The organism is Curtobacterium sp. USHLN213 (genome assembly GCF_037144815.1).
Classification (GTDB): domain Bacteria; phylum Actinomycetota; class Actinomycetes; order Actinomycetales; family Microbacteriaceae; genus Curtobacterium.
On record NZ_JBBCYQ010000002.1, the window covers coordinates 116,666 to 130,728 of the forward strand.

At 72.4% G+C, this 14,063-nt stretch carries 10 protein-coding genes; 8 read left to right on the forward strand and 2 right to left on the reverse strand.

Annotated features, from left to right (window positions below):
* Positions 1-16 precede the first annotated feature (16 nt).
* Genes WFH25_RS03115 through WFH25_RS03135 form a run of 5 tightly spaced genes read left to right on the forward strand, consistent with a single transcriptional unit; the run spans position 17 to position 4,604 of the window.
* A complete protein-coding gene (locus WFH25_RS03115; protein WP_309777710.1) occupies positions 17-1,204 on the forward strand; it encodes an ABC transporter ATP-binding protein in 1,188 nt (395 codons plus the stop codon).
* Complete coding sequence (locus WFH25_RS03120; protein ID WP_229084650.1) at positions 1,201-2,412, forward strand: ABC transporter substrate-binding protein; 1,212 nt, start codon at positions 1,201-1,203, stop codon at positions 2,410-2,412. Before WFH25_RS03115 ends, WFH25_RS03120 begins: the two co-directional genes overlap by 4 nt.
* Entirely contained in the window at positions 2,409-3,341 is a 933-nt protein-coding gene (locus WFH25_RS03125) for an ABC transporter permease (RefSeq protein ID WP_217637333.1), read from the forward strand. The genes WFH25_RS03120 and WFH25_RS03125 overlap by 4 nt, the downstream gene beginning before the upstream one ends.
* Positions 3,338-4,213 (forward strand): ABC transporter permease, encoded by an 876-nt coding sequence (locus WFH25_RS03130; RefSeq protein WP_070417422.1) that lies wholly within the window; start codon positions 3,338-3,340, stop codon positions 4,211-4,213. Before WFH25_RS03125 ends, WFH25_RS03130 begins: the two co-directional genes overlap by 4 nt.
* A 22-nt stretch (positions 4,214-4,235) precedes the next feature.
* Entirely contained in the window at positions 4,236-4,604 is a 369-nt protein-coding gene (locus tag WFH25_RS03135) for a hypothetical protein (RefSeq protein ID WP_336696777.1), read from the forward strand.
* 69 nt (positions 4,605-4,673) lie between these two features.
* On the opposite strand, the gene WFH25_RS03140 is transcribed toward WFH25_RS03135, so the two are convergent.
* Complete coding sequence (locus WFH25_RS03140; RefSeq protein WP_336696778.1) at positions 4,674-6,263, reverse strand: GMC family oxidoreductase; 1,590 nt, start codon at positions 6,261-6,263, stop codon at positions 4,674-4,676.
* Positions 6,260-7,609, reverse strand: coding sequence for an alpha/beta hydrolase (locus WFH25_RS03145; RefSeq protein ID WP_336696779.1), 1,350 nt, complete (start codon positions 7,607-7,609; stop codon positions 6,260-6,262). The genes WFH25_RS03140 and WFH25_RS03145 overlap by 4 nt, the downstream gene beginning before the upstream one ends.
* 127 nt (positions 7,610-7,736) lie before the next feature.
* Between WFH25_RS03145 and WFH25_RS03150 the strand changes: the two genes are divergently transcribed.
* Genes WFH25_RS03150 through WFH25_RS03160 form a run of 3 tightly spaced genes read left to right on the forward strand, consistent with a single transcriptional unit; the run spans position 7,737 to position 13,998 of the window.
* Positions 7,737-10,286, forward strand: a complete 2,550-nt coding sequence (locus WFH25_RS03150) for a carboxylate--amine ligase/circularly permuted type 2 ATP-grasp protein (protein WP_336696780.1) — start codon at positions 7,737-7,739, stop codon at positions 10,284-10,286.
* On the forward strand, positions 10,286-12,070 hold the full coding sequence (locus WFH25_RS03155; RefSeq protein ID WP_336696781.1) for an N-acetylglutaminylglutamine amidotransferase: 1,785 nt from the start codon (positions 10,286-10,288) through the stop codon (positions 12,068-12,070). The genes WFH25_RS03150 and WFH25_RS03155 overlap by 1 nt, the downstream gene beginning before the upstream one ends.
* Entirely contained in the window at positions 12,067-13,998 is a 1,932-nt protein-coding gene (locus WFH25_RS03160; RefSeq protein ID WP_336696782.1) for a S9 family peptidase, read from the forward strand. Before WFH25_RS03155 ends, WFH25_RS03160 begins: the two co-directional genes overlap by 4 nt.
* Positions 13,999-14,063: the final 65 nt, after the last annotated feature.

Sequence of the window (14,063 nt, forward strand, 5' to 3'; positions counted from 1 at the left end):
AGCAGCAGGAGGCACCATGGCAATGACCGGCACCTTCGCCGAATCGGGAGCCGATCTCCGGCTCGACCGGATCACCAAGTCCTTCCCCGGCCACACCGCGGTCGACGCCCTCGACCTCACCGTCCCGGCCGGCTCGTTCTTCGCGCTGCTCGGCCCGTCCGGCTGCGGCAAGACGACGACACTCCGGCTCGTCGCCGGCCTCGAGGAGCCCACGAGCGGCACGATCACGATCGGCGGACGGGACGTCACCGACACGAAGCCGTACCAGCGGCCGGTCAACACGGTGTTCCAGAACTACGCGCTGTTCCCGCACATGAGCGTGCTCGAGAACGTGGCGTTCGGGCTGAAGCGCCGGCGCATCCCGGACCCGATGACGAAGGCGACCGAGGCGTTGCGGCTCGTCGAGCTCGAGGGTTCGGCGTCGAAGCGTCCGGCGCAGCTGTCCGGCGGCATGCAGCAGCGCGTCGCCCTCGCCCGCGCGATCGTGAACCGCCCGGCCCTGCTCCTGCTCGACGAGCCCCTCGGCGCCCTCGACCTCAAGCTGCGGCACCAGATGCAGCTCGAGCTGAAGACGATCCAGGCCGAGGTCGGTCTCACCTTCCTGCACGTCACGCACGACCAGGAGGAGGCGATGACGATGGCCGACACGGTCGCCGTCATGAACGGCGGCCGCATCGAGCAGATGGGCAGCCCGCAGGACCTGTACGAGCTGCCCCGCACGGCGTTCGTCGCGAACTTCCTCGGGCAGTCGAACCTGCTCGAGGGCGAGGTCCGCGGCACCGACGGCGGACTCCTCGTCGTCGCGACCGCGGCCGGCACGATCGCCGTCCCGACCGACCGGGCCGTCGCGACGACCGGACACGTGGTGGTCGGCGTCCGTCCCGAGAAGCTCAAGATCCGCACCGCCGAGCCGGCACCCGAGGCCGGTCGCAACATCCTCGGCCCCGGCCGTGTGGTCGACGTGTCGTTCTCCGGCGTCAGCACCCAGTACCTCGTGGACGTGCCGGGCGCGGGCCGCGTCTCCGTCTTCGCGCAGAACTCCAAGGGCGGACCGCGCATCGCCACCGGTACCGAGGTCTGGCTCACGTGGGGCGTCGACCACGGTTTCGGCCTGGAGGCGCACCCCGCGTCCGACGCGACCGTCACCGCCGGAGCCGACCCGCGCCTCCAGTCCGCACCCGCCACCGCGGGGGTCGTCGCGTGAGTCCGCGGCCGGACCTGGTGCGCGGACTGACGTCCGCACGCGTCAGCCGTCGAGGGTTCCTCGCGGGCGGCGGGGCCGCCGCGGTCGCCGCCCTGCTCGCCGGCTGCAGCATCAAGGGGTCGGCGGCGTCGCTCGCCGAGCACCCGGTGGACTGGGAGCGGTTCTGGAAGGACCAGCAGGCGACGAAGCAGCTCAACTTCGCGAACTGGCCGCTCTACATCGACTCCGACCACGGCAAGTCCGAATCCATCCAGCTGTTCGAGCGGGCCACCGGGATCTCGGTCGACTACCAGGCCGTGATCCAGGACAACGCCACGTTCTACGCGACGGTGTCGCCGATCCTCCGCGCGCAGGGGGCCACCGGCTACGACCTCGTCGTGATGACGAACGGCTTCGAGCTGACGCAGATGATCAAGAACGGGTTCGTGTGCGAGCTCGACCACTCGCGGCTGCCGAACTTCGCGGCGAACGCGGGTGACTCGGTGAAGGACCCGACCTACGACCCCGGGAACAAGCACTCGGTCGTGTGGCAGACCGGGTTCACCGGGATCGCCTACAACCCGAAGTACATCGACCGCGAGATCACGTCGTTCCAGGACCTGCTCGACCCGGCGTTCCGGGGCCGCGTCGGGCTGATGAGCGACAACACCGAGCTCGGGTCCCTCGGGCTGCTCGCGAACGGCATCGCCCCGGAGACCTCGACCCCCGCGGACTGGCGGACGGCCCAGGACTGGCTGCGGAAGCTCCGCCCGAGCGTCACCGGGTTCTACGACCAGAGCTACATCAACAAGCTCGAGAACGGTGACACCTGGATCACGCAGGCGTGGTCCGGTGACGTGTTCCAGGCGCAGCAGTCCGGGTTCGAGCACTTGAAGTTCGTCACGCCCGAGGAAGGCCAGATGATGTGGCACGACAACCTCATGATCCCCCGGCAGGCGGCGAACCCGGTGTCGGCCCTGGAGTGGATGGACTTCTACTACACGCCGAAGATCGCCGGCATCGTCGAGGACTACGTCAACTACGTCTGCCCGGTGCCCGCCGCCGAGGACTACGTCCGGGACGAGCTGGACGACCCCACCGTGGCGGACAGCCCGCTCGTGTTCCCCTCGTCCGAGGTGCTCGAGAAGTCGCACGAGTTCCGGGTGTTCGAGAACTACGACGAGTACTCCGAGTGGAACGGCATCTTCAACGCGGTGGTGCAGTCGTGAGCGCCGTCGGGACGGCCGGGACCGCCGGTCTCGGGGCCGGACCGGGACCCGCGCCCGTGCGGCACGGTCGTCGCCTGCGGGTGCCGTTCCTGCTCGCCGTCGTCGGCACCGCGTACCTGGCCGTGTTCTTCGTCATCCCGCTCGTGTCGGGACTCATCGTCTCGCTCATGTCGGGCAACCCGGACGACGGCTACACGTTCACGTGGAACTGGGGGATCTACGGCTCGCTGTTCATCGACCCGCAGGTGCCGTACCTGACGTTCCTCGGCCGGTCGCTCTGGTACGGCGCGGCCGCGACCGTCGTGACGATCATCGTCGGGTACCCGGTGGCGTACTTCATCGCGTTCCGGGTGTCGCCGCGGTGGAAGAACCCGCTCCTCATGCTCGTGTTCGTGAGCTTCCTCGTGTCGTTCGTCATCCGCACCGACATGTGGGCGTTCGTGCTCGCCTCACAGGGGCCGGTCGTCACGGCGCTGCAGGCGATCGGCCTGGCCGGCAAGGACTTCCACATCCTCGGGACCGGTGGCGCGGTGATCTTCGGCGACGCCTACAACGACCTGGCGTTCATGGTACTGCCGATCTACGCCGCGCTCGAACGCATCGACCCCCGACTCGGCGAGGCGGCGAACGACCTCTACGCCGGCAAGGTCCGGGCGTTCTGGCACACCACGCTGCCGCTGTCCCGCTCGGGCATCTTCGCCGGTGTCCTGCTCGTCTTCATCGACAGCGTGGGCGACCCGGTGAACTCGGCGCTCCTGGGCGGCACGAACACGTACACGATCGGGCAGGCGATCCAGGACGCCTACTCCGGCAACCAGCAGTACAACGTCGCCGCGGCGCTCTCGACCGTGCTCATGGTCGTGCTCGGCATCATCCTGTTCATCTACGCCCGCGTCTCCGGCACCGACGACCTCGAGGACCTCGTATGACCGCCGTCGCACCGCCCCGCGCCACCGCTCCCGCCGCACCCGCCACCGGGACGGCCGCGCGCCGACCCGGCCGGCACGGGGTGAACCGCCGCGGGCCGTGGCTCGCGATCGTGTACTGGGTCACCATCGCGATCACCCTCGTGCCGATCGTCTACATGATCGTGTACTCGTTCAACGACGCCCCGACGAACCGGCTGTCGTTCGCGTGGAACGGGTTCACGACCTACTGGTACGCGAACCTCGTGAACGTCTCCGGCCTCGGACAGGCGTTCGTCACCTCGGTCGTCATCGCCTTCCTCGCCGCGATCATCTCGGTCGCGATCGGCCTGCCGCTGGCCCTGGCGCTCGAGCGCTACCGGTTCCCCGGGCGCGGTGCCGTGAACGCCGTCGTGTTCGCGGACATCGCGGCGCCGTCGATCGTCGTCGGGTCCGCGTCGCTGTCGTTCTTCCTGTCGGTCGGGCTCGGCACCGGCTTCCTGACGATCCTGCTCACGCACGTGGCGTTCGACGTCGCCTACGTCGTCGTGGTCCTCCGGGCGCGGATCGCGGGGACGTCACGGGCGCTCGAGGAGGCCGCGGGGGACCTCGGGGCGACGCCGTTGCAGGCGTTCCGGCTCGTGACCCTGCCGTTGCTCGCGCCGGGCATGCTGGCCGCGGGGTTGCTCGCGCTGGCGATGTCGATCGACGACTACGTGATCACCTCGTTCGTCGCCGGGCCCTCGGTCACGTTCCCGCTGTTCGTGTACGGCGCCGCCAAGGCCGGGATGCCGCCGCAGGTGCTGTGCTTCGGCACGCTCGTGTTCGCGGTGGGGCTGCTCGTGGCGCTGCTGAACGGGGCGCTGAACCGGCGGTTGGCGCGTACCCGCGGCTGACCCGGACTCGTAGGCTCGGGGGATGGACGTCATCGAGGTCGACGAGCGCGACAGCACGTGGGAGGACCCGCGCCCGCGCTTCCGCATGTACGTCCAACGCCCCGACGGCGACGTGTTCGCGACGGAGACGACCGACCTGCTCGAGGCCGACGTCCTGCAGGTCGTCGACTGGGCCCAGCGCCGCGCCGCCGAGCACGAGGGCGCGCTCTGGTCGATCGCACTCGTCTCCGACGACCGGCGCGGGTTGCGCGGGCTCACCTGGCTCGTGGGTTCGGACGCGAACGACCCTCCGGAGGACGACCTCGACGTCGACCGCCGTGCGCGCATGCGTGCGCGGCGGGCGGATCCGGTCGTGGTGCCGGTCGAGGACCGGGCACCCGCCGACTCCTGACCGCCACCGATGACGGACGGGAGGCGCGGTGCGAGCCCGCACCGCGCCTCCCGTCCCCCGGCTCGCGCGTCAGGCGACGGCGGTCGCGGCCTGCTCGCGGTCGGCCGAGGCGTCGTCGCGGAGCAGCCGGTCGGCGGTGCGCAGCGACAGCGCCATGATCGTCAGCGCCGGGTTCGCGATGAGGGAGCTCGGGAACACCGAGTTGTCCACGACCCACAGGTTCGGCACGTCCCACGACCGGCCGGCGGCGTCCACGACCGAGTTCCCCGCGTCGGTGCCCATCCGCGCCGTGCCGACGGTGTGCGCCGTGCGGTCGAGGACCCGGACGTCCGTGCCGCCCGCTGCCTCGACGATCGCGGTCATCGTGCGGACCGCGTGGCGGGTGATCGCTTCCTCGTTCGACCCGGGCGAGAACGTGACGCGGGCCTTCGGCACCCCGTTCGCGTCGACCTCGTCGGCGAGCACGAGCCGGTTGTCGTCGTACGGCAGGCACTCGGCGTTGATGCCCACGCCGGCCATGCGCGGGTAGTCCTGCAGCGCCCGGACGAGCGCGGCACCGCGGAGCCCGCCGCCCCGCACGAGCGAGGTGGCGAGCGTCAGCGGCTGCACGCCGAGGCTCTGGATGAGGTAGCCGCCCGCGAAGTCCGCGTCGGTGGGGCGGACGAAGTCCTCGGTGATGATCGACGACGGGTACCCGCGGTAGGACCGCATCGACTCGTCGAAGGTCGCCCAGACCTGGGTGGCCCCGTGCGCGGTGAAGTTCCGGCCGACCTGACCGCTGCTGTTCGCGATCCCGGTGTGCAGCAGCAGGCGCGGGGTCTCGATGCCACCCGCGGCGAGGACGAGCGTGCGGCAGCGCTGCCGGTGGTCGCGGCCGTCCTGGCGGTAGACGACGGCCTCGACCCGGCCCCTGGCGTCGAGCTCGATGCCGTGCACGCACGCCTCGGCGCGGATCTCCGCACCGAACGCGACGGCGGCGGGCAGGTAGGTGGTGTCCATCGACACCTTCGCCCCGTTCCGGCAGCCCTGGTGGCAGGAACCGCAGGACACGCAGGCCTGGCGGAGCCCGTGGTGCTCCTGGTGCCGGTCCTCGGTGGTGAGGCCGACGGGGGCGTCCGTGGCGGTGATGCCCACGGCGGCGGCACCCCGGATCATCATGTCCGACGAGGCGTTCCGCGGGGGCGGGCCCATGCGGTAGCGGCGCTCCGGGTCCCACGGGTAGTGCGCGGGTCCGGCGACGCCGACGTCGTGCTCGGCCTGCTCGATCCAGCGGGTGAGCTCGGCGTGGTCGATCGGCCAGTCCTCGCCCTGCCCGGAGTCGGTGCGGAGCCGGATGTCGTGCTGGTTCGGCCGCGGTGTGAACGCGCCCCAGTGCAGGGTCGAGCCGCCGACGCCGGTGCCGCTGTTGTTCGGGCCGAAAGCGGTCGGGGCGTTGCCGCCGCTGATCCGCTCGTCCATCCAGTTGATGTCCCCGGGCGCCTCGACCTCGTCGGGGGTGTACTGCTCCGGGTCGGTGTTCGGGCCGGCCTCGAGCGCGACGACGCTGAGGCCTCGGCGGGCGAGGGTGGCGAGCAGCGGTGCGCCGCCCGCGCCGGTCCCGACGACGACGACGTCGACGACCTCGTCCTCGCTGTGGTGGCGCTGGTGGTCGAGTCTCATCGTCCGGCTCCCGTCGGTTCCCATGCTTCGCGCTCGCCGGCTCCGAGGAGCAGGAAGCCCTGTTTGCGCAGCCCGTCGCCGCCGTTGGCGAAGCCGTCGTAGTCCACCGCGGCCATCGTCGCGGGGTGTGCCATCCACTGCTTGGCGAGGTCGACGCTGGCGTCCTCGAGCCAGGCTCGCAGCTGCGAACCACCGAGCGGACCCGTCGTCGGTGTGTACTCGCCCGCGGTGACCGCGTCGAGCACCCCGGCGAGGTGCTCGTCGCCCTGCGCGGCGTCGGCCTCGAGTGCGTCGAGTCCGGCCCGGTAGGCCTCGACGTCGGCGGGCAGGCCGTCCGGTCGCCAGCCGTCGCCGAGTTCGTCGGCGAGCTGGCCGTCGACGCGGAGCGCGAGGTCGAGGTGGCGGTCGCCCGGCTGCGGGACGACGACGCGGGCCACGGCGCGCAACGTGTCGAGCTGCTCGCGGGTGAGGGCACGCGGTTCGCGGTCCGGGGCGTCCGGGAGCGCTCGGACGGCGAGGATGCCGCGGGTCCGTGCGCTCACGCGGGGGGAGGCGATGACGCGGGCGGTCTCGGCGGGGACGAGCGGACCGTGGTCGACCCGACGGTGCCAGAAGTCGCGGATGCGGTCGGCGACGGCGTCGGGCTGCTCCCACGGCAGCAGGTGCGCGGCGCCCGGCACCGCGTCGAACTCGCCCGCGGTCCAGTGCGGCAGGTTCAGCGTCCGCTGGGCCTCGGGGCCGAGGTCGCCGTCCTCGGCGCCGGCCAGCACCAGGGCGGGGACCGGGTTCGGCGGGAAGACGGTCGACCAGTCCTCGCGGCTGCCGCGGACGAGCCAGTCGGTCCAGGCCTGCGGGACGGCGCGCTCGACGTCGTGCACCGCGATCGCGTGCGGCTCCGGGTCGAGGCGGGACGCGGTGTTGGCGTCGACGAACGCATCCGCCTCGTCGGGGCCGATCTCGCCGTCCGACGCCCAGTCGAGCATGGTCTGCCGGCGCTCCTCGTCCATCGGCTCGGGGGAGAGCGGCGACGCGGCGAGCAGCACCACGGCGCGCAGGCCGAACAGGCCGTTGCTGCCGTCGACGGTGCGCGAGGCGACGACGGACGCCACCTTCCCGCCCATCGAGTGCCCGATCAGCGCCCAGTCGGTGGCACCGCTCCGGCCGATCGCACGTTCGACGAGCACGACCATCTCCTCGACGGTGGTGCCGGTCGCGGCCGTGCTGGTGCCGAACCCGGGCAGGTCGATGCCGACCAGGTCGAGCGTCCCGGCGAGGCGGGACCGCAGCCCGACGAACTCCTCGGAACTCGATCCGAGGGCGTGCAGGCAGAACACGGTGGTGGGCATCCTTCGTTCCTACGTGCCGCGGCGCCGGCGCTCCCAGCGGGGTGTACCCCGTGCGGCATTGTTTCGAGCATGCGACGATCTGCCCTCGGGCGGGGCCTTCCACAAGGTGCGGCGATAGGTTCGGCCCATGAGTGCAGAGCTGACGCTCGGCGCCGAGGAAGAACTGCACCTCATCGACCTCGATTCCGGACGACTTTCCGCGAAGGCCCCGCGCCTTCTGCCCAAACTGCCCGCCGACCGGTTCGGCGCTGAACTCCAGCGCACGACCATCGAGACGAACACCCCCGTGGTGCGCACCCTCGACGACCTGAGACGGGTGATCGTCGACCTGCGCAGCGAGCTGAGCGCCGCGATCGCCCCCGCCGGGGTCACGATCGCGGCTGCCGGCACCGCGCCGCGGTCGGAGTACGCCGACTTCGAGCTGACCTCCGGTGGGCGGTACGGCCGCATGCAGGAGCAGTACCGGATGCTCGTCGACGAACAGCTCATCTGCGGCCTGCAGGTGCACGTCGGTGTGAGCGACCGCGACCTGGCGGTGCAGATCGCCCAGCGGGTGGCCCCGGCGCTGCCGGTGCTGCTGGCGCTCAGTGCGTCGAGTCCGTTCTGGAACGGGCAGGACACCGGCTACTCGTCGTTCCGCAGCATCATCTGGCAGCGCTGGCCCTCGGCGGGCAGCTTCGGGCGTGTCAAGGACGCCGCCGAGTACGACGCGATGCTCGACGACCTCATCGCGTCCGGGGTGATCGCCGACAAGAAGATGGCGTACTTCGACGTGCGGCCGTCCTCGCACGCCCCGACGCTCGAGCTCCGGGTGTGCGACGCGACGCCGATCGTGGACGACGCCGTGCTCATCGCCGGGTTGTTCCGCGCCGCCGTCCGCAAGGCGGAGAAGGCGGTCGAGTCCGGTGCCGAGTGGCGACCGCGCAGTGAGCCCCTGCACCGGGCGGCGATGTGGCAGGCCGCCCGAGGTGGCCTGACCGGCGAACTGCTCGGGCTCGGGCAGCACCCGGAGCGGCTGCCCGCCGAGACCGCCGTCCGCCAGCTCGTCTCACGGCTCCGTCCGGAGCTCGAGGAGCTCGGCGACTGGGGCACGGTGGCGGAGCTCGTCGAGGACACCCTCGCCCGCGGGAACTCCACGGACCGGCAGCGCACCGCGTACGCCGAGCGCGGCGAGCTCGACGACGTCGTGGCCTCGGTCGTCGAGGACACCGCCGGGACGCCCTCCGGCCGCACCGAGCACCCGACCGTGACGCTGCCGTCGTACCGCGTCCGCGCCGGTGACGAGGCCGTCGGTCCGGGAGCCCGGCCCCGCCCCGCGTTCCGCGACCTCGCGGTGTTCTTCCGCGGGTGGGACGCCGAGACCACCATCGAACGCTGCGCCGCCCGCGACACCTGGACCCGCGAGCACGAGGTCGGCTTCGTGGTCGACGGCGGCGTCCAGGCGTTCGGCTGCGACCTCGTCCCGCGGACCGTCAGCGCCTACGAGTGGAGCCAGCTCGCCGCCGGCCTCGGGCAGCGCGCCCGCGCGATCGAGCTGTTCCTCCGGGACGCCTACGGGCCCCGGCGGATCGTGGCGGACGGCGCGATGGACGAGCGCCAGTTCGTCGGGGCCAACGGGTGGGACCCGGCGGCCGCCCGGCTGCCGCAGGACGCCGTGCGTGCGCCCGTGATGGGGTTCGACCTGGTCCGGAACGAGTTCGGCGGGTGGCGCGTGCTCGAGGACAACGTCCGGTCGCCCTCCGGCGTCGCGTACGGCATCGCGCTCCGCGAGCTGATGGACGAGGTGGTGCCGGACGCCCCGCGGCCGGAGCACCTGCTCGACCCGCACGGTGTGGTCGACCGCCTCCGCGACACGCTCCGCACGAACGCGACCGCCGTGACCGGCGAACCGGACCCGGTGATCGCGCTGATCAGCGACGGCCCCGCCGCCGGCGCGTGGTTCGAGCACCGCAGGCTGGCCGACGGGGCCGGGTTGCGCCTCCTGGCCGGCTCGGACCTGGACGTCCGCGACGGACACGTCGTCGAGGCGCGGACGGGTGACGTGCTGCACGGGCTGTACCTGCGCATCGACCGCGACGTCAGCGCGCTCGCGGCGGAGCACGCACCGGACCTCGGTGCGCGCATCCTCGACGTCGCCGAGGCCGGTGGCGTGCACCTGGCGAACGCGCCGGGCAACGCGCTCGTCGACGACAAGGCGATGTACGTCACCGTGCCGGACCTCATCTGGTACTACCTCGACGAGAAGCCGCTGCTCGACTCGGTCCCCACGTACCGGACCAGCATCGAGGGCGAACGGCTCTCCGTGCTCGACCGCGTCGGCGAGCTCGTGACGAAGCCCGTCGACGGCGAGGGCGGTCGGGACGTCCTGATCGGTCCGAGCGCGAGCGCTCCCGAGGTCGCCGAGCGGCGCCGGGCGATCGCCGCCGACCCCGACCGCTGGGTCGGGCAGGAGGTCGTGCAGCTGTCGTCGCACCCGACCATCGGCCCGGCCGGCCTCGACCCCCGGCACGTCGACCTGCGTGCCTTCGTCTACGTCACGGGCACGGGGCCGGACGACACCCACCTCGCCGACGTCGCGCTCACGCGGGTGGCGCCGGAGGGGAGCATGGTCGTGAACTCCTCGCGCGGCGGCGGCGCCAAGGACACCTGGATCACCGGAACGGCAGGGGACAGCTGATGTGCGGACTCGCGGGAGAACTCCGGTTCGACGGGACGGCGCCGGACGTCGCGGCCGTGGCGCGGATGACGGGCTGCCTCGTGCACCGCGGCCCCGACGGCGACGGGCTGTGGGCACGCGGACCGGTCGCGCTCGGACACCGACGGCTGTCGATCGTCGACCTGTCCACCGCGGGCGCGCAGCCGATGGTGCACCCCCGTGCCGGACTGACCATCGCCTACAACGGCATGGTCTACAACTACCGACAGCTCCGCGACGAGCTGCGCGGCCGTGGCCACGAGTTCTTCTCGACCTCGGACACCGAGGTCATCCTCGCCGCCTACGCCGAGTGGGGCACCCGGTTCGTCGACCACCTGGTCGGGATGTTCGCGATCGCCATCTGGGAGCACGCCAGCGGCCGGCTCGTCCTCGCCCGCGATCGGCTCGGCATCAAGCCGCTCTACGTCGCCGAGGTCCCCGGCGGGGTGCGGTTCGCGAGCTCCCTGCCCGCTGTCCTGGCCGGTGGTGGCGTCGACACGAGCATCGACCCGGTCGCCTTCGCGTCGTACATGACCTTCCACTCGATCGTCCCGGCGCCCCGCACGATCCTGTCCGGCGTCGGCAAGCTGCCGCCGGCGACCGTCCGGGTCATCGAGCGCGACGGGACCTCCCGGGACGAGACGTACTGGGAGCCCCGCTTCGAGCGCGACCCGGACAAGGCCGACTGGACCGACCAGGACTGGCAGGAGGCCTTCACCGGGAAGCTCCGCACCGCGGTCGAGCGCCGCATGGTCGCCGACGTCCCGGTCGGCGTGCTGCTCTCGGGCGGGATCGACTCCTCGCTCGTCGTGGCACTGCTCGCCGAGGCCGGGCAACAGGACCTCGCCACGTTCAGCATCGGCTTCGAGTCGGCCGGTGGCGAGTCCGGCGACGAGTTCGAGTACTCCGACGAGGTCGCGCGCCACTTCGGCACCGACCACCACCGCATCCGCATCCCCTCGTCGCGCCTGCTCGACGGCATCGACGGCGCGATCGGCGCGATGAGCGAGCCGATGGTCAGCCACGACTGCGTCGCGTTCTACCTGCTCTCGGAAGAGGTGTCGCAGCACGTCAAGGTCGTGCAGTCCGGGCAGGGTGCGGACGAGGTGCTCGGCGGCTACAGCTGGTACCCGCCGCTCGCGTCCGTCCCGCGGGACCAGGCCGCCGAGGTCTACCGCTCGGTGTTCATGGACCGCCGGTGGCCGGCACTCCAACCCCTGCTCGGGGAACGCTGGCGGAGCGACGACGACACGCCCTCGGCGTTCGTGGACGCCGCGTTCGCCGTGCCGGGAGCGGAGACCAGCGTCGACGCCGCGCTCCGCAGCGACACGATGACGATGCTCGTCGACGACCCGGTGAAGCGCGTCGACAACATGACGATGGCGTGGGGACTCGAGGCCCGCGTGCCGTTCCTCGACCACGAGTTCGTCGAGTTCGCCGGCGCGATCCCACCCGAGCTCAAGCTCGCGGACGGCGGCAAGGGCGTCATGAAGCGCGCGGCCCGCGGCATCGTCCCCGACGCCGTCATCGACCGGACGAAGGGGTACTTCCCGGTGCCGGCGATCCGGCAGCTCGAGGGTCCGTACCTCGAGCGCGTCCGGCAGGCGCTGCACGCCCCGGAGGCGCGGGAGCGCGGGCTCTTCGATCCGGGTACGGTCGAGCGGATGCTCCAGGACCCGAACAGCACGCGGACCGAGATCGGCGCGAACGCGCTCTGGCAGCTCGGCCTGATCGAGATGTGGCTGCAGCAGCAGGGGGTGCGGTGAGCGGGCCCGCCGTGCGGCCAGGAGGCGCGACCCACCTCGAGCCGTCGGCCCGCGCCCGGCAGGCGGCCGACCTGGGCGAGCGCCTCGTCGCGGCCTGGGGATCGTGGGGGCCCACCATGACGCGGAACGCCCGCCGCGTCGCGTTCGTGAGCGACCGGCACGGCACCCCCGAGGTCTTCGTGCAGGACGTCGTCGTCGGCGACGAAGCACCCGAGCCCGTGCGGATCCGACTGTCCGACGACCCCGTGATCCGGGTGACGTGGTCCTCCGACGGGGAGTGGCTCGCCGTGGCCATCGCGACCGACGGCGGCGTGAAGCAGCAGGTCTGGGTGGTCCGACCCGACGGCACCGACGCCGCGCAGATCGCCGGGTCGCGGTACCAGCACGCCGAACTCGGTCCGTGGAGCCGCAGCGGCCACCGGGTCGTCATCACCCTGCCGTCCACCGAGGCCGACCAGCCCGCCCGCTCGTACCTCGTCGACCCCGTCTCCGGCGACCGCGACGACCTCGCGGTGGGGGAGCTCATCCACATCCTCGACCTCAGCGTCGAGGAGCGCCTCGTCGTGCTCCGGGACGGGCAGCGCGGCCACGAGTTCGTCGTGGTCGTCGACCGGCTCACCGACGAGAGCCACGCGCTGCTCGCCGACTCGCCGGACGGCTCGGCGGAGATCGCCTTCCTCCGACCGGCACCCGCGAGCGAGACCAGTCCGCTCGTCGCCTACGTCGCCACCGAGGCCGGGCTGCCCCGCCGCGGGCTCGTCGCCCAGCCGGTCGGCCCGCACGGCTGGCGCGGCGCACCCCGGCGGATCACCGAGCGCGACGACGCCGAACTGGAGTACCTCGACGCCGACGACGCCGGCCGGACCCTGCTGCTCGTCTGGAACGTCGACGGCCGGAGCGAACTCGACCTCATCAACACGCACGACGCCTCGCGGACGCCCGTGCCGGACCTGCCCGGGTACGTCGTCACCGACCCGGTGCTCAGCCGCGACGGGCGCAGCGTGCTCCTCGCCGTCGAGGGACCCCTGCGGCCGCGGGAGCTCTGGCGCCTCGACACGAACGCGCTGACGTGGAGCCGGGTCACCGGCGTCCCCGGGCTGCCGGAGGTGCCCCTGGTCGAGCCGACGCTCGAGCGCTTCGCGGCGCGCGACGGACTGGAGATCACCGGCTGGCTGTACCGGGCGGTGGACCCGGCCACGTCGTCGACCGGTGGTGGTCCCGACGTCGGTGCCGTGCCTCCCGTGCCGCGCGCAGCGCTCGTCCACCTGCACGGCGGACCGGAGTCGCAGGAGCGACCCACCTTCTCACCGCAGCACCAGGCGCTCGCCGCCGCCGGCATCACCGTGTTCGCGCCGAACATCCGCGGGTCCAGCGGGTACGGACGCGACTTCGTGCACGCGGACGACCTCGGGCTGCGCTGGAACGCGCTCGCCGACGTCGTGGACTGCGCGCGGTTCCTCGTGTCGAACGGGTACGCGGACCGCTCCCGGGTCGCCGTCGAGGGCCGCTCGTACGGCGGGTACGCGACGCTCGCGTCCCTGGCCTTCACCCCCGACGTCTTCGCGGCCGGGGTCGCCGTGTGCGGGATGAGCGACTTCGCGACCTTCTACCGGGACACCGAGCCGTGGATCGCCTCGGCGGCCGCGACGAAGTACGGGCACCCCGTGGACGACGCCGCGCTGCTCGACTCGCTGTCGCCGATGCGGGCGATCGACGACGTCACCGCGCCGCTGCTCGTCGTGCACGGCGAGCTCGACACCAACGTGCCGATCGGTGAGGCGCACCAGGTGGTCGAGGCGCTCACGGCGAGGTCGCACGACGTGGAGTACCTCGAGCTCGCGGGCGAGGGGCACGAGTACCGGCGGGCCACGTCGCGCGCGGAGCTCGTGCGGCGGATGGTGGCGTTCGTGGCGGCGCGGCTGGCGTAGCGCCTGTCGCTGCTCGCTGGCCGCTGGCCGCTGGCCCCCGGGCGCCGTGTCACGCGGTGCAACGA

Bases quoted from the DNA above. Each gene is read 5' to 3' on its own strand.
- WFH25_RS03115 (WP_309777710.1), top strand. From the start codon at position 17: ATGGCAATGACCGGCACCTTCGCCGAATCGGGAGCCGATCTCCGGCTC.
- WFH25_RS03130 (WP_070417422.1), top strand. From the start codon at position 3,338: ATGACCGCCGTCGCACCGCCCCGCGCCACCGCTCCCGCCGCACCCGCC.
- WFH25_RS03135 (WP_336696777.1), top strand. From the start codon at position 4,236: ATGGACGTCATCGAGGTCGACGAGCGCGACAGCACGTGGGAGGACCCG.
- WFH25_RS03140 (WP_336696778.1), bottom strand. From the start codon at position 6,263: ATGAGACTCGACCACCAGCGCCACCACAGCGAGGACGAGGTCGTCGAC.
- WFH25_RS03145 (WP_336696779.1), bottom strand. From the start codon at position 7,609: ATGCCCACCACCGTGTTCTGCCTGCACGCCCTCGGATCGAGTTCCGAG.
- WFH25_RS03150 (WP_336696780.1), top strand. From the start codon at position 7,737: ATGAGTGCAGAGCTGACGCTCGGCGCCGAGGAAGAACTGCACCTCATC.
- WFH25_RS03155 (WP_336696781.1), top strand. From the start codon at position 10,286: ATGTGCGGACTCGCGGGAGAACTCCGGTTCGACGGGACGGCGCCGGAC.